Source organism: Streptomyces sp. NBC_00539, from assembly GCF_036346105.1.
In the GTDB taxonomy this organism is placed as follows: domain Bacteria; phylum Actinomycetota; class Actinomycetes; order Streptomycetales; family Streptomycetaceae; genus Streptomyces.
This window is the reverse complement of the sequence record NZ_CP107811.1, coordinates 4,332,103-4,354,526: the sequence shown is the minus strand read 5'-3', so window position 1 is coordinate 4,354,526 and position 22,424 is coordinate 4,332,103. Positions and strand designations below refer to the sequence as shown.

General features: G+C 74.2%; 17 protein-coding genes and 1 other RNA gene. 5 read left to right on the top strand and 13 right to left on the bottom strand.

Features of this window, described 5'->3' with window-relative positions:
* Window positions 1-62 precede the first annotated feature (62 nt).
* The 5 genes from OG861_RS19520 to OG861_RS19500 all read right to left on the bottom strand — a co-directional run bounded on the left by OG861_RS19520 (window position 63) and on the right by OG861_RS19500 (window position 5,016).
* Window positions 63-632, bottom strand: a complete 570-nt coding sequence (locus OG861_RS19520; RefSeq protein ID WP_329195623.1) for a CGNR zinc finger domain-containing protein — start codon at window positions 630-632, stop codon at window positions 63-65.
* Between the two features lie 63 nt (window positions 633-695).
* Window positions 696-1,238, bottom strand: a complete 543-nt coding sequence (locus tag OG861_RS19515) for a GNAT family N-acetyltransferase (RefSeq protein ID WP_443056762.1) — start codon at window positions 1,236-1,238, stop codon at window positions 696-698.
* A gap of 65 nt (window positions 1,239-1,303) precedes the next feature.
* Window positions 1,304-2,458: a uroporphyrinogen-III synthase gene (locus tag OG861_RS19510; RefSeq protein WP_329195625.1), complete on the bottom strand. Its 1,155-nt coding sequence runs from the start codon at window positions 2,456-2,458 to the stop codon at window positions 1,304-1,306.
* Window positions 2,459-2,580: 122 nt separating this feature from the next.
* Entirely contained in the window at window positions 2,581-3,954 is a 1,374-nt protein-coding gene (locus OG861_RS19505) for a nitrate/nitrite transporter (protein WP_329195627.1), read from the bottom strand.
* Window positions 3,955-4,050: 96 nt separating this feature from the next.
* Window positions 4,051-5,016 (bottom strand): LysR family transcriptional regulator, encoded by a 966-nt coding sequence (locus OG861_RS19500; protein ID WP_329195629.1) that lies wholly within the window; start codon window positions 5,014-5,016, stop codon window positions 4,051-4,053.
* Window positions 5,017-5,100: 84 nt separating this feature from the next.
* On the opposite strand from OG861_RS19500, the gene OG861_RS19495 reads away from it, so the two are divergent.
* On the top strand, window positions 5,101-6,423 hold the full coding sequence (locus OG861_RS19495; RefSeq protein WP_329195631.1) for an MFS transporter: 1,323 nt from the start codon (window positions 5,101-5,103) through the stop codon (window positions 6,421-6,423).
* Window positions 6,424-6,490: 67 nt separating this feature from the next.
* Here OG861_RS19495 and ssrA read toward each other — a convergent pair.
* From ssrA to ftsE, 5 genes are all read right to left on the bottom strand, one after another.
* Window positions 6,491-6,879: a transfer-messenger RNA gene (ssrA, locus tag OG861_RS19490) on the bottom strand.
* A 121-nt stretch (window positions 6,880-7,000) separates the two neighbouring features.
* On the bottom strand, window positions 7,001-7,486 hold the full coding sequence (gene smpB, locus OG861_RS19485; RefSeq protein WP_329195634.1) for an SsrA-binding protein SmpB: 486 nt from the start codon (window positions 7,484-7,486) through the stop codon (window positions 7,001-7,003).
* An 18-nt stretch (window positions 7,487-7,504) separates the two neighbouring features.
* On the bottom strand, window positions 7,505-8,689 hold the full coding sequence (locus tag OG861_RS19480) for a S41 family peptidase (protein WP_329195636.1): 1,185 nt from the start codon (window positions 8,687-8,689) through the stop codon (window positions 7,505-7,507).
* A gap of 86 nt (window positions 8,690-8,775) precedes the next feature.
* Window positions 8,776-9,747 (bottom strand): permease-like cell division protein FtsX, encoded by a 972-nt coding sequence (gene ftsX, locus OG861_RS19475; RefSeq protein WP_329195637.1) that lies wholly within the window; start codon window positions 9,745-9,747, stop codon window positions 8,776-8,778.
* Window positions 9,748-9,756: 9 nt separating this feature from the next.
* Complete coding sequence (ftsE, locus tag OG861_RS19470; RefSeq protein ID WP_190182673.1) at window positions 9,757-10,446, bottom strand: cell division ATP-binding protein FtsE; 690 nt, start codon at window positions 10,444-10,446, stop codon at window positions 9,757-9,759.
* A gap of 231 nt (window positions 10,447-10,677) precedes the next feature.
* Here ftsE and OG861_RS19465 point away from each other — a divergent pair, with 231 nt between their 5' ends.
* Complete coding sequence (locus tag OG861_RS19465; RefSeq protein ID WP_329195641.1) at window positions 10,678-10,866, top strand: hypothetical protein; 189 nt, start codon at window positions 10,678-10,680, stop codon at window positions 10,864-10,866.
* Between the two features lie 130 nt (window positions 10,867-10,996).
* Here the strand turns inward: OG861_RS19465 and prfB are convergent, their stop codons facing one another.
* Complete coding sequence (gene prfB, locus OG861_RS19460; protein ID WP_329195643.1) at window positions 10,997-12,106, bottom strand: peptide chain release factor 2; 1,110 nt, start codon at window positions 12,104-12,106, stop codon at window positions 10,997-10,999.
* Window positions 12,107-12,421: 315 nt separating this feature from the next.
* Here prfB and OG861_RS19455 point away from each other — a divergent pair, with 315 nt between their 5' ends.
* Window positions 12,422-13,471 carry an isopenicillin N synthase family dioxygenase gene (locus OG861_RS19455; RefSeq protein ID WP_329195645.1) on the top strand — a complete coding sequence of 350 codons (1,050 nt, stop codon included), beginning with the start codon at window positions 12,422-12,424 and terminating at the stop codon, window positions 13,469-13,471.
* Between the two features lie 16 nt (window positions 13,472-13,487).
* On the opposite strand, the gene OG861_RS19450 is transcribed toward OG861_RS19455, so the two are convergent.
* Entirely contained in the window at window positions 13,488-14,735 is a 1,248-nt protein-coding gene (locus OG861_RS19450; RefSeq protein WP_329195647.1) for a serine/threonine-protein kinase, read from the bottom strand.
* A gap of 167 nt (window positions 14,736-14,902) precedes the next feature.
* A complete protein-coding gene (locus OG861_RS19445) occupies window positions 14,903-16,633 on the bottom strand; it encodes a serine/threonine-protein kinase (protein WP_329195649.1) in 1,731 nt (576 codons plus the stop codon).
* Window positions 16,634-17,080: 447 nt separating this feature from the next.
* On the opposite strand from OG861_RS19445, the gene OG861_RS19440 reads away from it, so the two are divergent.
* A complete protein-coding gene (locus OG861_RS19440; RefSeq protein WP_329375165.1) occupies window positions 17,081-20,878 on the top strand; it encodes an FHA domain-containing protein in 3,798 nt (1,265 codons plus the stop codon).
* Window positions 20,879-21,014: 136 nt separating this feature from the next.
* Window positions 21,015-22,421 (top strand): ABC transporter substrate-binding protein, encoded by a 1,407-nt coding sequence (locus OG861_RS19435; RefSeq protein WP_330261823.1) that lies wholly within the window; start codon window positions 21,015-21,017, stop codon window positions 22,419-22,421.
* The last annotated feature ends 3 nt before the right edge of the window (window positions 22,422-22,424 follow it).

Sequence of the window (22,424 nt, the reverse complement as noted above, 5' to 3'; positions counted from 1 at the left end):
GCCGGGTCCGCACGCCCGTTCCGGGACCGCCGGCGGATCGCCCCCTCCCGGCGGGTCCCGCGCTACGCCGATCCGGCCGCCAGGACCCGCCGGCGGTGGCGGGCGACGCGTTCGCGGTTGCCGCACAGCTCGCTGGAGCACCACCGGCGCCGGTGGCCGCGCGAGGTGTCGAGGTAGACGCGGGCGCAGCCCTCGCCCTCGCAGGCGCGCAGCAGCGCCCGGTCGCCGGGGTCGGTGAGCAGCTCGACGGCGTCCCGGGCGACGGCGGCGAGCAGCCCGGCGCATTCCACCCCGCCGCACAACTCCCGCACGAGGTGCCCTTCTTGGTCCCGCACCGCACACAGCCCCGGGGGTGGACCGGCGGCCGCCGCGTTGACCCGGGCCAGGGCCCCCTCCTCGGGCGCGGCCCCGTGCAGCTCGGCCCGTACGAGGCTCCCCACATCGGTCCGCAGCTGCCGGAACGCCCCGACCCAGTCGGGCCCGACCCGCCCCAGCGGCGTCCGGTCGGGCACCAGTCCGGCCCCGACGAGCCACAGCCGCAGCGCGTCGCCGTCCCGGATGCCCTCGGCGTCCCGCCGGGGGGCGGAGGTGGCCAGCAGGTCCAGGCAGACCCGCCCGGAGTCGAACCACATACCGGTCACCGCCTCGGTTGCCGTGGGCCGCCACCCCAGAGTGCCCGCCGGCTGCGCCGGAGGCTAGAGGGCGGGCGGCGGGTTGTCGTGCAGCAGCCGCTGGAACATGCGGTGGTCGCGCCAGGCGCCGTTGATGTGCAGGTAGCGCGGTGCGAGGCCGAACTGCTCGAAGCCGGCCTTGGCGAGGACCCGTTGGGAGGCCAGGTTGTCGACGAGGGTGCCCGCCTCGACCCGGTGCAGGCCGACCTCGTCGCGGGCGATCCGGCAGACCTCCTCCAGGGCGGCGGTGGCCAGCCCCTGCCCGGCCCGGTCCTGGTCGACCCAGTAGCCCACGCCGCCGCTGCGGAAGGGGCCTCGCTCGATGCGGCCGAGGTTGATGGCGCCGACGGGCGTGTCGCCCTCGACGAGTACGAACGGCACCAGCCGCCCGCCGTCCCGGTCGGCCAGCAGCGCCTCTATCCGCTCCCGCTGCCCGGCCTCGGTGTAGAACCGCTCGGGCCGCTGCGGCTCGAACGGCGCCATGAAGGCCCGGTTACGCGCCAGCGTGTCGGCCAGCCCCGCGGCGTCATCGACGGTGACGCCCCTCATCTCCACCCCGTTGATCATCACCTCGGCACGCTAACCCACCCCCCGCCGGCCGGACCAGCCCCGTGCGACCCGCCCCCCGTGCCTCACACCGCCGGAGGCACCCGGCCCGGGTCCAGCGACAGCCGGTACCCCCGCTTCACCACCGTCTGGATCAGCCTCGGCACCCCCAGCGCCGCCCGCAGCCGCGCCATCGCCGTCTCCACGGCGTGCTCGTCCCGCCCCGCCCCCGGCAGCACCCCCAGCAGCTCCGCCCGCGCCACCACCCATCCCGGCCGCCGCGCCAGCGCGCCCAGCAGCGCCATCCCCGCCGGCGGCACCGGCCGCAGCTCGGCGTCGACGAGCACCCCGTGGCCCCGGATCTCCAGCCGGTGCCCCGCCACCGGCAGCACCCTGGCCCGCCCCGGCAGCTCCTGGCACAGCAGCTGCACCAGCGGCCCGATCCGGAACCGCTCCGGCTGCACCGTCGCCACGCCCTGCGCCTGGAGCGGCAGCGCCGTCACCGGCCCCACGCACGCCGACAGGACGTCCCCGCGCAGCGCCTCCAGGACCGCCTCCCGCATCCCGCGTTCGCCGGCCCGGGACAGCAGCGAGGCCGCAGCCGGGGCCGAGGTGAAGGTGACGGCGTCGACCCCGCCGGTGGCGACGGCATCCAGGAGCCGGTCCAGCGGGCCCGGGTCCTCCGGCGGCATCCACCGGTACACCGGTACGACCACCACCTCCGCCCCGTGCTCCCGCAGCGTCTCGACGAACCCCGGCAGCGGCTCCCCGTGCAGCTGGAGCGCGATGCGCCGGCCGGCGACTCCCCCCGCGAGCAGCCGGTCCAGCACCTCCGCGAGGGACTCCGACCGCGGTGACCAGGCCTCCACCAGCCCTGCGGCCCGTACGGCGCCCTTGACCTTCGGCCCGCGCGCCAGCAGCTCGGTGGTGCGCAGCCGCTCCAGCAGTTCCTCGCCGATCCCCCAGCCGTCGGCGGCCTCGATCCAGCCTCGGAACCCGATCGCGGTGGTGGCGACGACCACGTCCGGCGTGCGCCGGATCAAGTCCTCGGTCGCGGCCATCAGTTCCCCGTCGTCGGCCAGCGGCACGATCCGCAGGGCCGGCGCGTGGAGCACGGTCGCCCCGCGCCGGCGCAGCAGGGCGATCAGCTCGTCGGCGCGGCGGGCAGCGGTGACCCCGACCGTGAACCCGGAGAGAGGGCCGGTGGCCGTTTCCGCAGCCTGGTCCGTAGCGTCGTCCATAGTGGTGTCCTGCCTTGCCCAAGGGGTCGTCACGTGTGCCGCTGTCCCGCTCAACGGAACCGAGCCTGCCAAAGCGCCGTGACGGACTCGGTTCCACCGTATTTCGCCGCCGTTAACCGCTGTTACACCGAGGTGAGCTGCCGCTCCGCCGCCGTCCCGGCCGCCGGCAGTGCCCCCGCGGCGGGCCGCCGAAGGTATACCGCCCACGTCACGGCGCAGCACACGGCGTAGAAACCGAGGAAGGTGACGAACGCGGCGGTGCCCGACCCGGAGGCCGTGAACGCCTCGCGGAACACCAGGTTGATGGCGAGGCCGCCGAGCGCGCCCACCGCACCGATCAGGCCCATGGACGCCCCGGAGAGCCGGCGCCCCCAGGCCGCGGCGTCCTCGCCCGTCATCCCGCCGGCCAGCGCCTTGGCCTGGAAGATCCCGGGGATCATCTTGTACGTCGAGCCGTTGCCGACGCCGCTCAGCGCGAACAGCGCCACGAACCCGACGAGGAACACCGGCAGCGACTCGCGGAGCGAGGCGAGGACGACCACCCCCGTCGCCGCCGCCATCGCCACGAACGTCGCCAGGGTGATCCGCGCCCCGCCCAGCCGGTCGGCGAGCGCCCCGCCCACCGGGCGGGCCAGCGAGCCGAGGAGCGGCCCGATGAAGGTGAGGGAGGCGGCCTGCAGCGGGGTCCGGCCGAACTGCGTCTGCAGGACCAGCCCGAACGCGAAGCTGTAGCCGATGAAGGAGCCGAAGGTGCCGACGTAGAGGAACGCCATGATCCAGGTGTGCGCATCGCGCGCCGCGTCCCGTACGGCGCCCACGTCACTGCGCACGGGCGCCAGGTTGTCCATGCGTACGAAGGCCAGCGCGGCGGCCGCGACGATCAGCGGGACGTACGCGGCGAGCAGCAGCCGCGGGTGCCCGGCCCCGGCGGTGCCGATCACCAGCAGGGCGGCGAGCTGCACCACCGGTACGCCGATGTTCCCGCCGCCCGCGTTCAGCCCGAGGGCCCAGCCCTTCTTGCGGAGCGGGAAGAAGGCGTTGATGTTGGTCATGGACGAGGCGAAGTTCCCGCCGCCCACGCCCGTCAGCGCGGCGACGGCGACGAAGACCCCGTACGGGGTGCCGGGTTCCATCACCACGAGCGCGGCCACGGTCGGCGCGAGGAGCAGGGTCGCGCTGACGACCGTCCAGTTGCGGCCGCCGAAGCGGGCGACGGCGAAGGTGTACGGGATGCGCACGAGGGCGCCGACGGCGGTGGCGGTCGCGATGAGGAAGAACTTGCCCGCGGGGTCGATGCCGTACGCCGGGCCCATGAAGAGCACCATCACGGACCAGAGCGACCAGATGGAGAACCCGATGTGCTCCGAGAACACGGAGTACAACAGGTTCCGCCTGGCGGTCCTCTCCCCGGTCTCCTTCCAGAACGTCTCGTCCTCGGGGTCCCACCGCTCGATCCAGCGGCCCCTTTCGCGCGGTGCGGTCGTACCGGTGCTCATCACACGCCTCCACAGCTGTCGCGTCCGTGGGAAGACCGTAGGAACGGCGCGTTTCCGCTCCGGTCCCCGGCCGATGACCGCCGGGATACCTTGCTCTCACCCGCCGCCGGGGGCGTCTGTGAGCGCCCCCGGACGCCAGGAGCCCGGGGGGACGTCGAGCCAGCCGCGGGCGGCGGCGCCGGCGGCCGCCGCAGCGTGCAGGGCGTCGAGGCCGGGGTGGGTGAAACCCCTGCGCCACACCATCGACAGCGGGGACAGCGGTACGGGGTCGACGAGCGGCCGTTTCGCGCAGCCCGGCATGTCGGGGAAGTCGACGGTGGCCAGGACCGGGTTGCGGGTCTTGGCCATGACCCGGCGGAACTCGTCCTTGCCGACGGCCACGGGTGCGGGCGGCGCCAGCGCGATGCCCCGCCCGGCGAAGAGCTCGCGCGCGAGCCCGGTCCACTCCAGGGTCCGCGGGTTCCCGGCCCCGGCGTACACGGTCTCCCCCGCCAGCGCCGCCAGCGGTATCTCCGTGCGCGCGGCCAGCGGGTGCCCGTCGGGCAGCAGCACGGCGAGCGGCTCGTACCGTACGGGCCGGTGCGCGAGGCGGGTGCGCAGGGCGGGGGCCAGGCCGTCGGCGTACCCGAAGGACACGTCCAGGCGTCCGGCGGCGATCTCGGCGGCGGCGTGCGTGAGCCCGCTCTCGAAGCGGGCCATCAGCTCGACGCCGGGGGCGAGTTCGCGGGCGTGTTCCAGCACGGTGCGGGCGGTGCTCGGACCGTCGGTGTTCAGGTCGACGAGCAGCGCCCGGGGTCCGGCGAAGGCGGCGGCGAGCTCCTCGTGCGCGGCGAGGACCTTGCGGGCCGGCGCCAGCAGCCGCTCCCCGTCGGCGGTCAGTTCCACGGCCCGGGTGGTGCGCACGAACAAGGTGGTGCCCAGAAGCCGTTCGAGCCGCCGTACGTCCCTGCTCAGCGCCTGCTGCGCGACGTACAGGCGGGCCGCGGCGCGGGTGAAGTGACGGTCTTCGGCGACGGCGACGAACCCGCGCAGCAGCCGGGGTTCCACATCACGGGAGATCACCCCGGGAGACTAACAACACAGGGCGGTGAATGGCCCCGGAACAGGTGTTGGACCGCGCCGTCCGTCCGGCCGGAGGCTGTTCCCATGCCGTACGCGACCTCGTCCCGCAGCCCCCTCATGACCGTCTCCGGCTCCACCCTCGTCCACGCCGTGCCCCTCTCCTCGCGCCCCTCGCCCGCCCGGGCGGCCCGCGAGGGCGGCCCGTACCGACGGTTGTTCGCCGTGCCCGGAGCCCGCGCCTTCACCGCCGGGAACCTCCTCGCCCGGCTCCCCATGGGGATGTTCGGGATCAGCGCGGTGATGATGATCGCCGGGCAGCGGGGTTCGTACGCGCTGGCCGGCGCCGTCACCGCGACCGGACTCGCGGCCACCGCGCTGGTCGCGCCCTGGACGGCCCGGCTGATCGACCGCCACGGCCAGGCCCGCATCGCCGTCCCGGCCACGCTGATCGCGGTCCTCGGCTCGCTCGCGCTGGTCCTGAGCGTCCACGGCCACGCGCCGGCCTGGACCCTGTTCGCCTCGTACGCGGCGACCGCCACCACCCCGAACATCGGCGGCATGTCCCGCGCGCGCTGGACGCACCTGCTGCGCGACTGCCCCGACACGCGCCACACGGCGATGTCCTTCGAACAGGCCGCCGACGAGCTGTGCTTCATGCTGGGTCCGGTCGTGGCGGCGTTCCTCTGCTCGGCCGTCTTCCCCGAGGCCGGCACCCTCGCGGCGGCCGCCCTGCTCCTCACCGGCATGCTGCTCTTCACGTCCCGGCGCTCCACCGAGCCCCCGGTGTCCGCGCTCCGCCCGCGCGGCTCGGCGCTGCGCGCGGTGGCGCCGCTGCTGCCGCTGTTCCTCGCCCTCGGCATGATGTTCGGCGCGATGGAGGTCACCTCCGTCGCCCACCTCGGCGCCCTGGGCCTGGGCGCCGCCTCCGGGCCGGTCCTGGCCCTCCAGGCCCTGGGCTCCTGCGCCGCCGGCCTGCTCTACGGGGCGCTGCGCCCGCGCGGCCTGACCACCTGCCTCGTGGCCCTGGCCGCGGCGATGACGCTGCCCTGGGCGGCGGCCGCGACGGGCTCCCTGCCCCTGCTCGCGGTGGCACTGCTGTGCGCCGGCATGGCGACGGCCCCGACGATGGTGACGGCGATGTCCCGCGTCCACGCCGTCACCCCGGCAGGCCGGCTCAACGAGGGCATGACGGTCGCCGTCACCGCGATCCTCGCCGGCATCGCCGTCGGCTCGGCCACCGCCGGCCAGGTGATCGACCACCTCGGTCCGCCGACCGCTTACGCCCTGCCCCCGGCCGCCGCCCTCCTGGCCCTGCTCATCGCCGTCCGCCCGACCCGAACAGTCGTACCGGCTTCCCCTACCGCCGAGGTACGGCAACCTGGTACGAGTCGCAGTCGTCTGGGATGAACCGGGACGTCCCGGCATGACGAAGGCCCCGCAGTCGGTGACTGCGGGGCCTTCGCCCACATGGGATGAGTGGAGATGGCGGGAATCGAACCCGCGTCCAACGGTGCAGAAGCAGGGCTTCTCCGAGCGCAGTCCGCTGCGCTTTTCTCGGCCCCGGAGATCACACGGACAAGTCTCCGACGGGCTCAGTCACTGTTTGGTTTCCCTCAGGCCCCCGTGACCGGGGCTAGAGGTTTAGATCCCTAATTGACGCCAGGATCCGGACCGGGACCACTTCCGGGCTGACGCTCCTCACAGAGGCTTCAGCTCACTGTTATTAGGCAGCGAGGGTGAAGCGGGAGTTATCGCTCTTGGTGTTGGCGATTATTTTTTGCGACATAGGGTTTACGAGATCATTGCCGCTTCCTCGGCTCGCTTCCCCTGCATCGACATCCGCTGTCGAAACCGATCATCCCCATGTTTTTTTGACAAACCGCGCCACCCGGGGGCGGTGCGGTGCTACGCCCATGGTACGCGAAGTGGACCACGGGATGCCAGGCGATTAACCGCGAGCCCGCGCCGCGGCCCCACCGCCGGGCTAGACCGTGCCGCGCTGCTTGCGGCGGATCGCCGAGATCGCGCGGTTCGTCTCGCGGGTGTCCTGCTTCTCGCGCAGCGTCTGGCGCTTGTCGTACTCCTTCTTGCCCTTCGCCAGAGCGATCTCGACCTTCGCCCGGCCGTCCTTGAAGTACAGCGTCAACGGCACGATCGTGTGGCCCGACTCGTCGGCCTTGCGCTCCAGCTTGTCGATCTCCTCCCGGTGCATCAGCAGCTTGCGCTTGCGCCGGGCGCTGTGGTTGGTCCACGTCCCCTGGCTGTACTCCGGCACGTGCACGTTGTACAGCCAGGCCTCGTTGCCCTCCACCGACACGAAGCCGTCCACGAGGGACGCCCGGCCCTGGCGCAGGGACTTGACCTCGGTGCCGGTGAGCACGAGACCGCACTCGTAGGTGTCGAGGATCGTGTAGTCGTGCCGCGCCTTCTTGTTCTGGGCGATCAGCTTCCGCCCTTTTTCCTTTGCCATAGTGCGGTCATTTTCGCACTACGGACCCACCCCGAGGCCACCCAATACCCCGAGGGCCCGCTCTTCGACGCCGTCGCCGGCCGTCAGGTCGGGCGTGATGCCGCTCCCGTCGATGCTGCGGCCCTCCGGGGTGCGGTACGTGCCCACCGTCAGCTCCGCCACCGAGCCGTCCGGCAGCTGCGTCGGCATCTGCACCGCCCCCTTGCCGAAGGTGCGGGTGCCGACGGTCACCGCGCGGCCGCGGTCCTGGAGGGCGCCGGTGACGAGCTCGGCCGCGCTCATCGTGCCCCCGTCGACCAGCGCCACCAGCGGGCGCGCGGTGTCGCCGCCCGGCTCGGCGTACAGGGCGCGCTCGGAGCCCCGTACGTCGTACGTCGCCACGAGCCCCCCGTCCAGGAAGGCGGAGGCGGCCGACACGGCCTCGGTGACCAGCCCGCCCGGGTTGCCGCGCAGGTCCAGCAGGACGCCCGCGCCGGGCGGGGCCGCGCGGACGGCGTCGCGGACGCGGTTGCCGGAGCCCCGGGTGAAGGAGGCGACCTTGATGACGGTGGTGCCGTCCGCGAGGTGCCGTACGGTCACCGGGTCGGCGCTCAGCCGCTCGCGGCGCACCGTCTCGATGAGGTCGGCGCCGTCCCGGCTCAGGCCCAGCACGACCGGGGTCCCGGCCTCCCCGCGCAGCTTGGCCACCACTTCGGTGACGGTCAGCCCCGTGACGTCCTGGCCGTCCACGCTCAGCAGCCGGTCTCCGGCGCGCAGTCCGGCCCGCGCGGCGGGGCCGTCGGGCTGGACCCGCTCCACTTCGATCCGGCCGTCGCGGCGGCGCCCGGCCCACACCCCGACGCCCGTCCAGTGGCCGTCGAGGTCCTCGGCGAAGGCGGCGTACTCGGCGGGGTCGTAGACGGCCGCCCAGCGGTCGCCGCTGCGGCTGACCTCCTCCTCGGCGGCCCTCTTGCCGGACTTGCCCTCCGCGACGGCTTCGGCGACGGCCCGGGCCACCGCGTCCCGGTCGGCGGTGGCCGCCCCGCGGGGGGCCGCGTCCGCACCGGCCTCCGTACGGGCGGACGGTAACTGCGGGGTGGCGGCGCCCGCGCCCCAGCAGCCCGAGCCGGCGGCCACGGTGACCGACACGAGGAAGAGCAACGTCAAAGCGGCCCCGCGACGCAGGTCGCGGGGCCGGAGACAGTGGACGGGGGGACCCGGCATGGCGCCGAGTCTAGGACAAGGCCCCCGCGCACACGGCGCGTTGGGCGTACGTCACACGGGGCGCTCGTCACACCCCGGCGGCCCCGTCAGACCTTGAGGTACTTGCGCAACGCGACGAAGGCCGCCAGCGAGGGCATCAGCAGACCGACGACCAGCACCAGCGGCAGCTTGGTGAAGACGGAGTCCCAGCCGATGAAGTTGATCAGTTCCAGCTTGTGGCGCAGGTCCACGCCGTGGTCGATCACGAAGTACTGCCCCGCGCCGAGCATCACACAGGCGAGGCCCGCGCCGATCAGGCCGGCGACGGCCGCCTCCATGATGAAGGGCACCTGGATGTAGAAGCCGGAGGCGCCGACGAGACGCATGATCCCGGTCTCCCGCCGACGGCTGAACGCCGAGACGCGCACCGTGTTGACGATCAGCAGCAGCGCCACGATCAGCATGATCATCATGATGCCGAGCGCCGCCCAGTTGAGCGTGCCGAGGAGGCTGAACAGGTTGTCGACCTCGGAGCTCTGGTCGGCCACCGACTGCACGCCGTCCCGGCCCGCGAACGCGGAGGTGATGACCTTGTACTGCTCCGGGTTCTTGAGCTTGACCCGGAAGGAGTCCGGCATCTGGTCGGGGGTGACGACCGAGGCCAGCGCGGTCTGGCCGTACCGCTCCTTGTAGTGCTTGTACGCCTCGTCGGAGGACTCGTACGTGACGCTCTGCACGAGGTCCAGCTTCTTGAGGTCGGCCCCGATCTGCTGCTTCTGCTCGGGGGTCACCGCGCCCTTGGCGCAGGGGCCCTTGGCGACGGCCCCGGCGTCCCCCTTGGCGGCGGCGTCGGTCGCGGCGTCGGCGGCGTCCTTCGCGTCGCTCTTGTTACAGAGGTAGACGGTGACGTTGACCTTGTCGTACCAGTACCCCTTCATCGCGCTGACCTGGTCGCGCATGAGCAGGGAGCCACCGAACAGGGCCAGCGACAGGGCCACGGAAATGATGACCGCGAAGGTCATGGTGAGATTGCGACGGAGACCGACGCCGATCTCCGACATGACGAACTGGGCGCGCATGGCGTCCTTTCAGTGCTGGTAGCCGTAGACGCCGCGCGACTGGTCGCGTACGAGACGGCCCTGTTCGAGTTCGATGACGCGCTTGCGCATCTGGTCCACGATCTGCTGGTCGTGCGTCGCCATGATCACCGTGGTGCCGGTCCGGTTGATCCGGTCCAGCAGCTTCATGATGCCGACGGAGGTCTGCGGGTCGAGGTTGCCGGTCGGCTCGTCCGCGATCAGCAGGGCCGGGCGGTTGACGAAGGCGCGGGCGATGGCCACGCGCTGCTGCTCGCCGCCGGACAGCTCACCGGGCATCCGGCCCTCCTTGCCGCCCAGCCCCACCAGCTCCAGGACCTGGGGGACGGCCTTGCGGATCTCGCCGCGCGGCTTGCCGATGACTTCCTGCGCGAAGGCGACGTTCTCCGCCACCGTCTTGTTGGGCAGCAGCCGGAAGTCCTGGAACACGGTCCCCAGCTGGCGCCGCATGTGCGGGACCTTCCAGTTGGAGAGCTTGGCGAGGTCCTTGCCCAGGACGTGTACCTGGCCGTGGCTGGCCCGCTCCTCGCGCAGCACGAGCCGCAGGAACGTGGACTTGCCGGAGCCGGAGGAGCCGACGAGGAAGACGAACTCGCCCTTCGCGATCTCCAGCGAGACATCTCTGAGTGCGGGGCGGCTCTGCTTCGGGTAGGACTTGGAGACGCTGTCGAATCGGATCACGGGTGCACCACGGTCGCCGGGAGTAGGTGTGCGTGACCATACGCGAACGGGCGCGAGGTGTGGGCCCGGCATCCGGAGTTGCCCGATATGTCCACAGGTCGCGTGGGGGCCGGAGAGTGATTGCCCGGACGGGCCGCGCCGAATGCCGCCGGAGCTGGCACAGTGGTAGGGGAACGGACTCGTTCCGCGCTCCGTTGCACCAAGGGAACCAGGGGACGAGAGGAGGAGCGCATGACATATGACCGGCTCGTGTGCGCGAACTGCGCCGCACCCGTGAGCCAGGGCCGCTGCCCTGTGTGCCGGGCGAACCGGGAGCGCCTCCAGCAGGAGAGCCCCTTCGCAGGCCTGAACCCGATGACGCTCATCGCGCTGCTGGTGGTGCTGGTAGCCGCCCTCGCGGTGGTGGCCAAGGCCGCGTAGGGCGCAGCTCCGCCGCGTCCCGATCATCGCGGGTCCCTCAGGTCACCGAACGTGACCGACCGGGCCCGATCACGCAAGCGGAAGGGCCCGGACACCGTGGGGTGTCCGGGCCCTTCGCACGTCCGGGTGATTACGCGGTCTGCTCCTGCTGCTTGCGCCAGCGGATCCCGGCTTCCAGGAAGCCGTCGATCTCGCCGTCGAGCACCGCCTGCGGGTTGCCGACCTCGAACTCCGTCCGCAGGTCCTTGACCATCTGGTACGGGTGCAGGACGTAGGACCGCATCTGGTTGCCCCAGGAGCTGCCGCCGTCCTTGAGGGCGTCCATCCTGGCCTGCTCCTCCTGGCGGCGCCGCTCCAGCAGCTTGGCCTGGAGCACGTTCATCGCGCTGGCCTTGTTCTGGATCTGCGAGCGCTCGTTCTGGCAGGAGACCACGATGCCGGTCGGCAGGTGCGTGATGCGCACCGCCGAGTCCGTCGTGTTGACGCCCTGGCCGCCGGGGCCGGAGGCGCGGTACACGTCGATGCGCAGCTCGCCCTCGTCGATCTCGACGTGGTCGCTGGACTCGACGACCGGCAGCACCTCGACGCCCGCGAAGGAGGTCTGGCGCCGGCCCTGGTTGTCGAAGGGCGAGATCCGCACGAGGCGGTGGGTGCCCTGTTCGACGGAAAGGGTGCCGTAGGCGTACGGGGCCTTGACCACGAAGGTGGTCGACTTGATGCCGGCCTCTTCCGCGTACGAGGTCTCGTACACCTCGGTGGGGTACCCGTGCCGCTCGGCCCACCGCAGGTACATGCGCTGGAGGCGCTCGGCGAAGTCGGAGGCGTCGACGCCGCCGGCCTCGGCGCGGATGTTGACCAGGGCCTCGCGCTCGGCGTACTCGCCGGAGAGCAGGGTCCGGACCTCCATCTCGTCCAGCGCCTTGCGCACGGAGACCAGCTCGGCCTCCGCCTCCGCGAGGGTGTCCGCGTCGTCCATCTCCTCGGCGAGCTCGAAGAGCACCGAGAGGTCGTCGATGCGCCCGCGCAGGGTCTCGGTCTTGCGGACCTCGGCCTGGAGGTGGGAAAGCTTGCTCGTGATCTTCTGGGCGGCCTCCGGGTCGTCCCACAGGGACGGCGCGGCTGCCTGCTCCTCGAGCACGGCGATATCTGCCCTCAGCTTGTCGAGGTCCAGGACGGCCTCGATCGACCCCATGGTCGAGGAGAGGGACTTCAGCTCTTCGGAAACATCGACGACTGCCACGGGTCCAGCGTAGCCGGTCCTCCGGCGGCACTCTCCGGCCAGGCCGGATCGGCCCGTACAGATCAAGGCGGGTACGGGCGTACGCTCACCGTATGACCGTTCTACTCGTGAAGCGCCGCCATGTGGATCACATGCGTGTCACCACCACGAGCTGTCTGCCGCCGGACCTCGCACGAGCCTGATCAATACCGATCCGACTTCGGTCCTGTACGCGGCTACGCGGCCCCCGGCGCCACCCCTGCCGACGGCCTTCCCCACCCGCTGCCCCGCCATCTCCGGGGAACAGGACCCCGTGACATCCGAAACGGAGCCGTCATGCCGTCCGCGCACCCCTCTCCTTCCGCTTCTCCCGCTTCTCCCGCCGACTCCTCCATACCCTCGCTCGCGGTCATCGACCTCTCCCGGGCGGACGACCCCGCCGAGCGCGCCGACTTCCTCAAGCAGCTGCACGCCGCCGCGCGCGACACCGGGTTCCTCTACCTGACCGGACACGGCATCAGCGAGGCCGAGACCGCCCGCATCCTGGAGCTGACCAGGGCGTTCTTCGAGCTCCCCGAAGCCGACCGGCTGGCGGTCAGCAACCTGAACTCCCCCCACTTCCGCGGCTACACCCGGATCGGGCACGAGCTGACGGGCGGCTCCTCCGACTGGCGGGACCAGCTGGACGTCGGCGCCGAGCGGCCCGCGCCGCGGCTGGGGCCGGACGACCCGGCGTACCTGTGGCTGGAGGGGCCCAACCAGTGGCCCGAGGCGCTGCCGGAGCTGCGCGAGGTGGTGCTGGACTGGCAGGCGCGGCTCGCCTCGGTCGCCCACCGGCTGCTGCGGGAGCTGCTGGCCTCGATCGGCGCCCCCTCGGACTTCTTCGACGCGGCCTTCGCCGACCGGCCCCACCTGCACACGAAGCTGATCCGCTACCCGGGATCGGCCCCCTCGGGCGCGGACCAGGGGGTCGGCGCGCACAAGGACTACGGGTTCCTGACGCTGCTGCTCCAGGACTCGGTGGGCGGGCTCCAGGTGGTGCGGGACGGGGGCTACGTCGACATCCCGCCGCGGCCGGGGGCGTTCGTCGTCAACCTCGGCGAGTTGCTGGAGATCGCGACGGAGGGCTACCTGACGGCCACCGACCACCGGGTGGTGAGCCCGCCGGGGGCGGTGGAGCGGTTCTCGGTGCCGTTCTTCTACAACCCGCGCCTGGACGCGGTCGTGGAGACGGTCCCGGGCGACTACCTGCGCGCGGCGCCGGGCGTGGCCCACGACGCGTCGAATCCGCTGCACGCGGAGTACGGCCGCAACGAGCTCAAGGGCTGGGTCCGCGCGCACCCCGAGGTGGCGCGCCGCTGGCACCCGGAGCTGGTCACGGCGTAGCAGGGGGCGCGGCCCCTCACGGCCGCGGGGGCGCCGAGTGCTTGTTGTCCTGGGGCGGGGGCTCGTCGCCCGAGGTGGCCAGCCAGCCCCCCACGCCGAGCGCCACGGCCAGGGCGACGGCCCCGGCCGTCAGCGCCAGGCGCCGCTTGCGGGCCGCTTCCGCACGGTGGCGCGCCGAGCCCGGACGGTGGCCGCCGGCCGGGCGCGGCACCCGGGCCGTGCCCAGCGCGCCCCCCGCCAGCTCGTCCGGTCCCGGGACCCGCATCGAGGTGTGCGTGTCCCGGTTGGAGTCGGTGGCCGAGCCGGGCACCAGCGGCACCACGCCCCGGCGCCGCGTCAGGTCGGCCGGGGCGGCCTCCTCGGCCTCCGCCGGCTCCGGCTCGGCGTCGTCCGGCTCGTCCACGTCCAGCGGCGGCATCCCGGCCAGCAGCGGCAGCAGGTCCCGCAGCCGGGCCGACAGCTCGGAGGCGCGCAGTCGCGAGGCCGGAGCCTTGGCGAGGCACTGCACCATCAGCTGCCACAGCTCGTCGGGGATCCCGGGCAGCGGGACCACGCTCTCGGTGACGTGCCGCCGCAGCACCGCGCCGGGGTGCCCGCCCCCGAAGGGGGTGAACCCGGCCAGCAGCTCGTACAGCACCGTGGCGAGGGCGTATATGTCGACGGCCGCCCGCGGGGGCAGTCCTTCGACGATCTCCGGAGCCAGGTAGTCCGGCGTGCCGATGATCCGGGTGCTGGGGGCCGGTGCGCGGCCCGTCCCGGCCCGCCTCGGCGAGTCGATCAGCTTGGCGACGCCGAAGTCGGTCAGCAGGGCGGGGTGGGCGCCGCCCGGGCCGAGCGGGCCCTGCATGTCGAGCAGGACGTTCTCCGGCTTGACGTCGCGGTGCACCACGCCCGCCGCGTGGGCGGCCGCCAGGGCGTCGGCGACGTCCGCGACGATGGCCACGGCCGCCTCGGGGGCCAGCCGCCGCTCCCGGTCCAGGCGGGTGCGCAGGTCCGTACCGCGGACGAGGTCCATGACGAGGGCGAGGTCGTCGCCGTCGACGACGAGGTCGCGGACGGAGACGACGTGCGGGTGGTCCAGGCCGAGCAGCGCGCTGCGCTCCTGGACGAAGCGTCCGACCAGCTCCTGGTCGGAGGCGAGGTCCTCGCGCAGCAGTTTGACGGCGACGGGCCCGTCCGGCCCCTCGCCCAGCCACACCGTGCCCGCGCTGCCGCGCCCCAGGATCTGGTGCGCGGTGTACCGGCTGCCGATCTTCCGTGCCACGACTGCTCCCTCAGCGGCTGGCGTACGCACCAAAGCTACGCGGCCGGGTGCGGGTTTTAGGCCAGTAGGGGGTCCGATTCGCGGCGACCTTCACTTCTGCGGGCGAAATCACGCCCCAGAAGTCGACAAATCCACGAAGTCGGCGCCAGTGCGGTCGTGACGGGCGATCAGGATTTGGCGCCGCGGGTGGAGTCGCCGATGCCGGAGATCCAGTCGGCCGCGTCCGAGCCCCAGGACCACAGCTGGTCCCACCAGCTCTTGCCGGTGCCGACCCACTCCTGGAGCGGGGTCAGCTCCCACACCAGCCAGCCCGCGACGAAGAGCAGCAGGATCATCACCAGGCAGCCCTTGAGGCAGCCCAGCCCGGGGATCCGGACCGGGTTGGCACTGCGACGGCGCGGCTCGCGCGGCTCCCGGGGGGCCGGCGGCTGCGGCGGCGGGGCCTGCGGCCGCACCGGCTGCTGCCGGTACTGGGGCTGCTGCTGGGGAGGCTGCTGCTGGGGCTGGGGCTGGCGGTACTGGGGTTGCTGCTGCTGCGGCTGGTACTGCGGAGGCTGCGGCGCGTACTGCTGCTGCTGGTAGGGCTGCTGCTGGTACGGCTGGGGCTGGGGCTGCTGGCGGTACTGGGGCTGCTGCGGGCGCTGCTGCGGCGGCGGGGGCCCCTGCCGCTGCGGGCGGCGGCGCAGGGGGTCGTCGTCGGGGCTGAGGTACTGCACCTGCGTCTGCTCGTTGCGGTCCCGGGCGGCCTGCATCTGCGACTGCCACGGGTGCGGCTGGTCCGGCCGCTCGACCGGCGGCATGACGGACGTCGCGTCGGCGGCCGGCGCCCCGGTGCTCGGCAGCACGGTCGTCGCGTCGCCCCCGCCGACCGGCGGCATCACGCTGGTCATGGCGTTGGGGTCGTAGGCGCCCATCGGGGACGGCGCGCCCGCGGGCAGCACCTGGGTCGGGTCCGCGGAACCCGGCGTCGCCGGTACGGGCGCGGGCGAGGGGTCGGGCGCGAGCAGCGCGCCGACGCCGAGCGCGGCCTCCACCTCGGCGGGCGAGGAGTGCACGCCGATGCCGGAGGCGACCACGCGCAGGCCGCGCGCCAGGCTCTCGGCACTAGGGCGCTCGTCCGGCTCCTTGCGCAGGCAGCGCTCGATGACGATCCAGAGCGCCTCGGGCACGTGCGGCGGGCGCTGCGGGTCCTCGCTGAGGTGGCGGTGGAGCACTTCGAGGGCGGTTCCGCCGGCGAACGGCGGCCGTCCGGTGACCAGTTCGTAGAGCAGGATCCCGGCGCCGTAGACGTCGACGGCGGAGGTCTGCGGGCGGCCCTCGGCGGACTCGGGCGCGACGTAGGCGGGGGTGCCGACGAACTCGTGCGTGCGGGTCAGGCCCGGGGAGTCGGCGAGGCGCGCGATGCCGAAGTCCGTGAGCATCGGCTTCATCTGGCCGTGGCGCTCGTCGAGGAGGACGTTCGCGGGCTTCAGGTCCCGGTGCACGACTCCGTCGGCGTGGCTGGCGGCGAGCGCGTCCGCGATCTGTGCGGTCAGCAGGCTCGCGGCGACGGGGCTGAACGGACCGTTCTCGCGGATGTACTTGTGCAGGTCGGGACCGTCGATCAGGTCCATGACCAGGGCCAGCAGATCGCCTTCGACGACGAGGTCGCGCGTGCGGACGATGTTGGGGTGCGTCAGGCGCAGCAGGACCGAGCGTTCGCGCAGGAAGCGCATGACGATGTCCGGGTCCTGGGCCAGCTCCTCTTTGAGGACCTTGATGGCCACGGTCTCGCCGGGCTGCCCGGCGACGGCCGCCTCCGCGCCGGCGGCCTCCCTCTGGCGGGCACGCCAGACGGTACCGGTGGCGCCGCGCCCGAGGGGCTCCTCAAGCAGGTACTTGCTGCCCACTGGCCGCACGTCTCGCGCTCCCCTGCTGTCGTGTATCTGTCGTCTGGTTTCGGATGATTCCGACGCTGTCTTTTCCGGCCCACTCTAGGGGGTGTACGGGGGGAAGACGCCGGACGGCGGGGGTTGGTTGCCGTACATATGTGCGAAGGGTGAGTTTTGCGGGGTATGCCGGAGGCGATTTTCGGCAGGCCGCTGACCGTATGTGTGCGATGAGCGCACGGAGCGATGATCAATCAAGATCATTTATGGGTGGGGTCCGGGCGTGTTGTGGGTGACAGGTGCGAGGATGCACCCGTACGGAACGGCCGGGGCGGGAGCCCGGCCTTTCCGGCAGACCTGACCGGACGACGCGTCCGTGCCGGGCGGGGGGTGATCGGGCGGGCTCGCCCGGCCGTTCCCCTTCCCGGGCGCGCGCACCGTGCACTGCGCTCCGCGCAGAAGGGACCGCTGACGGCGATGCAGATCCGGCTGACCGTCCTCGGGTCGCGCAGCGGCCACCAGACCGCGACCGCGCCCGCCGGCTGTGACGTGCTCGTCACCGCGCCCGCCGGTACCGCCCTGGCCGCGGTGGCCTCGGCGCTCGCGGCGACCGTGGGCGGCCCCGACACGGGGGGCACGGTCGTGCTGTACGCGGGGGCCGAGCGGCTCGACCTCCAGCGCCGGATGCTGGGCGAACCGCCGCTGGTGGACGGGGCCGTACTGGCCCTGCACACGCCGGTCGCGGACGCCGTGCCGGCCCTGCCCGAGGACGGGCTGGACGCCCCGCAGCTGCGGGTGGTGGCCGGGCCGGACGCGGGCGGGGTGCACCTGCTGCACCCGGGAGCCGTCCGGATCGGGCGGTCGTCGGGCGCGGACGTACCACTGGACGACCCGGACGTGTCGCGGCTGCACTGCGCGGTGACGGTGCTGGCGGACGGGCGCGTGACGGTGGCCGACCTCGGCTCGACGAACGGCACGACGGTGGACGGTGTCCCGGTGGGTACGCGGGCGGTCCCGCTGCCGCCGGGGGCGCTGCTGCGCATCGGCGAATCGACGCTGCGGCTGGCCGCGGGGGGCACGGAGTCCCTCCTGGCGCTGACGCCGGACATGGAGGGGCGCCTGTCCCTGCCGGAGGTCTCCGACGCCGGGCGGGGCGCAGGTGCCTCCGGCGGTACGGGGGCGGCCGGCCCGGCGGGTCACGCCGCACCTGATGCCGGGTCCTACGGCGGCACGGGAACGGCCCGCCCGGCCGGAGGCTACGACGCTCCGGGCGCGGGAGGCGGCGGCGGGGCCGGTCGCCACGAGGGCTCCGGCGCCGGTGGGTACGGCCACGGCGCGGGGACGTCCGGCAGCGCGGGTCGGGGTGGCCCGCAGGGGCTGGTCCCCCACCCCGCCGCTTCCCGGAACGGGGGCCCTGGCCCCGACCCCGCAGCAGGATCCCGCCCCGGCGTCCCGGCCGGGCACCCCCGGGACGGCGCCACGGGCAGCGGCTCAGACGGGTTCGGGGCCCCGGCGCCCCGCGCGCCGCAGCCCCCGCAGGCCCGCGCCGGCGGACCCGGCCCCACATGGGCCGACCCCACCCCGGACGGCGGTGCGCCGCAGCCCGCGCCCGCCCAGGACGGCTCTGCGGGTCCTGCGTGGCCGACCGCCGAGCAGCACGCGGGAACCGCCCGCCCCGGTGCCCCCGCGTGGGCCGCCCCAGCCCCCCGAGGACCCATGGCTCCGCCGCGCGCGTCGCACCCCGGGCACCCCCGGGACGGGGCCACGGGCAGCGGCTCGGACGGGTTCGGGGCCCCGGCGCCCCGCGCGCCGCAGCCCCCGCAGGGCCGCGCCGGCGGACCCGGCCCCACGTGGGCCGACCCCGCCCCGGACGGCGGTACCGCCGACGGCGGCCCCGGCACTCCGGCGCCCCGCGCACCGCACGTCCCGCAGGGGGCGGCCGGCGCACCGCATGCCCAGGACGGCATGGCCGGCCCCGGCCGGCCCGTCGGCGCTGCGGGCCGGCAGGCGCCGCACGGACCGGTGTACGCCCGGCACCCCGAAGCCCCGGGCACGGCCCGGCCCCCGCAGGGCCGGGAGGGCGGTGCCCCCGCCCCCGACCCGGCGGCCGGTGGCCGGCCCGGGGGCGGGACCCCCGAGGAGGGGGCGCCCGCTGCGGTGTGGCCCGCCGCCGGCGGCGGCCGACGGCGGGGGATCGGGGCCTGGGCGCGGAAGTGGGTGCGCGGGGAGGACATCGCCGAGGTGGCCGTCGAGGCCGGGGCACCGGCCGCCGCGGCGCCCGCCGCCGACGACCCCGCCGCGCTGCTGCTCGCCGCCCTCGGGCCCACCGGCCGGCTCTGGTCCCGCCCGCCCGGCGCCCTCGACGTAGGGCTCGGCGCCGGCAGCCGCGTCGACCTGCGCGAGGCCGGGGCGCTCGGCATCGCCGGCCCCCGCCCCCGCCTCACCGGCGTGGCCCGCTCCGTGATCGCCCAGCTCGCCGCCCTCCACTCCCCGGCGCAGCTGGAGATCGTGCTGCTCGCCATGGACCGGACCACGGACTGGAGCTGGCTCGGCTGGCTCCCGCACGTCCGCCCCGCCCACGGCCAGCACTGCCGCCTCCTGCTGGCCCACGACCGCGAGCAGGCCGCCGCCCGCACCGGCGAGCTGACCCGGCGCCTCGACGACAGCCCGCTCGGCGCCGGCTGGGCCACCGCCGGGCCCGATGCCGTCCGCCGGGCCGCTTCCGCGTACGAGGGCCCGTACACCCTCGTCGTCCTGGACGGCGACCCCGGCACCGGAGCCCTCCGGGAGGTCACCGCCCGGCTCGCCTCCCACGGGCCCGCCGCCGGCGTCCATCTCCTCGCGCTCGCCGAGGCCCCGGCCGCCACGCCCACGAGCCCGCTCGCCGAGACGTACGAGGCCGCCTGCGCGAGCACCCCCGCCTTCCGGGCCTGCGGGGCGGTCGCCGTCCTCAGCGGCGAGGTCGCCACCGCCGTGCGGACCTTCCCGGTCAGCGGCGGCAAGCCCGTCCGCCCGGGCGAGACCGCCGTCGCCGACGCCGTCTCCGCCGCCTGGGCGGAGCGGTTCGCCCGCGCCCTGGCCCCCCTGCGCGCCGAGGCGGTCGCCGCGGGCGGCTACCGTCCGGCCGCCGCCAGCCTGCCCCAGACCTCCCGCCTGCTCGACGAGCTCGGGCTGGCCCGGGCCACCCCCGCCTCCCTGATGGCCCGCTGGGCGGCCGCCACCGGGCAGGGACAGACCGACGGCGGTCTCGCCGAGGTCGTGCTCGGCGCCGGCCGGCGCGGCCCCGTCGGCGTGGAGCTGGTCCACGACGGCCCGCACCTGCTCATCGAGGGGCCGCCGGGCAGCGGCCGTACCGAACTGCTGCGTTCCGTCGCGGCCTCCCTGTGCGCCGCGGCCCGACCCGACCGGCTCGGCCTCCTGCTGATCGACGGGGCCGGCGGCGAGCGCGGCGAGGGGCTGCTGCCCTGCACCGAGCTCCCGCACGTCTCGGCGCACCTCGTGGCCTCCGACCCGCTGCGGATGCGGGAGTTCGCCCAGGCCCTGGGCGCCGAGCTCAAGCGCCGCCACGAGCTGCTGGACGGCGTGACGTTCGCCGACTGGCACGCCCGTCGCGAGGTCCGCGACCTGATGGTCTCGCCCCGGCGGCCCGCGCCGCAGGAAGGCCGGAGTGCCTCCTCGGGCACGATCGGCGGCGAGGACTCCCAGCGCACCGGGACCCTGCGGCTGCGCGCCTCCGCCCCCCGTACCGAAGTGGCCGCCGGGCCCGGGCCCCTGCCGCGCCTGGTGGTCCTCGTGGACGACTTCGACGCGCTGGTCGCGCCCGGACTCGGCAGTACGGGCCGTCCCGCGGCCGGTTCGGTGGTCCGGATCCTGGAGGGGCTGGCCCGCGAGGGCGCCCGGCTCGGGGTGCACCTGGTGGCCACGACCGCCCGCCCCGACCGCACCGCCGGCACGGACCCGGCCCGGCTCGCCACCCTGCGGGTCGAACTCGACGCCCCCGACCAGCCGGGCCCCGGCCGGGGCCTGCTCCACTACGGCGACGGCCGCACGGTCCCCTTCCAGGGCGGCCGCGTCACCGGCCGGATCCCCCGGACCGCCACGTCCAGGCCGACCGTCGTCCCGGTGGAGTGGGAACGGATGGGTGATCCACCGGCCCGCCGCCCCGTCCGTGAGCTGGGCAACGGCCCGACGGACCTGGCGCTGCTGGCCAGTGCCCTGGACCGGGCGTCGCACCTGGTCTCCGCGATACCCGTGCTGTTCCCGGCGGCCCCCTGAGCCCGCCCCGCACCGGGCGTCACACCCCCACCCGGCCCCCTCAACCCCGTGACGCGGTATTGCGGGGGCGCTCCGCTCCGCGTAGACCTTGTGGCACGCAACACACCACGAGCACACCGGCATCGGGGGCAGAGCCATGCGCAGGCAGCACGGAACCGGCCACACGGGAGCCAACGGGGAGCGCCAGGGATTACGCCGTACGAGGGCGTACGCCTGGACGGCCCTCCTCGCGACGGGCGCGCTCGCGCTCACCGCGTGCGGCAGCGGCGGCGGTGACGAGGAGGACCCCCCGGCGGCCGGGGCCTCCGCGAGTCCGCGGGTGTCGCTACCGCAGCTGAACGGCGAGAAGCTGGAGGTCGCGGCGGTCTGGACGGGCCCGGAGCAGGCCAACTTCACGAAGGTCCTCAGGGGGTTCGAGAAGCGCACCGGCGCCACCGTCACCTTCGTCCCGGCCCAGGACCCGATCGTCACCTTCCTCGGTACGAAGATCGCGGGCGGCCAGCCGCCGGACGTGGCGCTGCTCCCTCAGGTCGGGGCGCTGGTCTCGGCGGTGCAGAACAAGTGGGCGCAGCCGGTGGGCCCGGAGGCCAGGGCGGAGCTGGAGAAGAACTACTCGCAGGGCTGGAAGAGGCTGGGCGCGGTCGACGGCACCCAGTACGGCGTGTACTACAAGGCGGCCAACAAGTCGCTGGTCTGGTACAACGCGAAGGCGTTCGAGGCGGCGGGCGTGCAGCCGCCGAAGACGTGGAAGGACCTGATCGCGGCGGCGGACACCCTCTCCGCGTCCGGCACCCCGGCGGTGTCGGTGGCCGGTGCGGACGGCTGGACCCTGACGGACTGGTTCGAGAACGTCTACCTGTCGCAGGCCGGCCCGGAGAAGTACGACAAGCTGGCGAAGCACGAGATCAAGTGGACGGACGACAGCGTCAAGCAGGCGCTGACGACGCTCGCGGAGCTGTTCGGCCGCAAGGACTACCTCGCGGGCGGCCAGAGCGGGGCGCTGGCGACGGAGTTCCCGAAGTCGGTGACGCAGACCTTCACCGGTGGTGACCGGCCGGCCGCCGCGATGGTCTTCGAGGGTGACTTCGTGGGGGTGAACATCGCCCAGACGGAGGCGAAGGTCGGCAAGGACGCGCTCGTCTTCCCGTTCCCGGCGGTCGGCAGCGGCAAGGCGCCCGTGGTCTCGGGCGGTGACGTGGCCGTCGCGCTCAAGGCCTCCAAGGGCGCGCAGGCGCTGCTGACCTTCCTGGCTTCGGCGGACGCGGCGGAGATCCAGGCCCGCGAGGGCGGTTTCATCTCGCCGAACAAGTCGGTGGACCCGGCGGCGTACCCGAACGACATCCAGCGGGGCATCGCCAAGGCGCTGATCGCGGCGGGCGACGACTTCCGCTTCGACATGTCGGACCAGGCCCCCGCGGCCTTCGGCGGAACGCCGGGCGCCGGTGAGTGGAAGGACCTCCAGGACTTCCTGGCGAACCCGTCGGACGTGGCGGGCACGCAGGCGAAGCTGGAGGCGGACGCGGCCAAGGCGTTCGGGAACTGACCC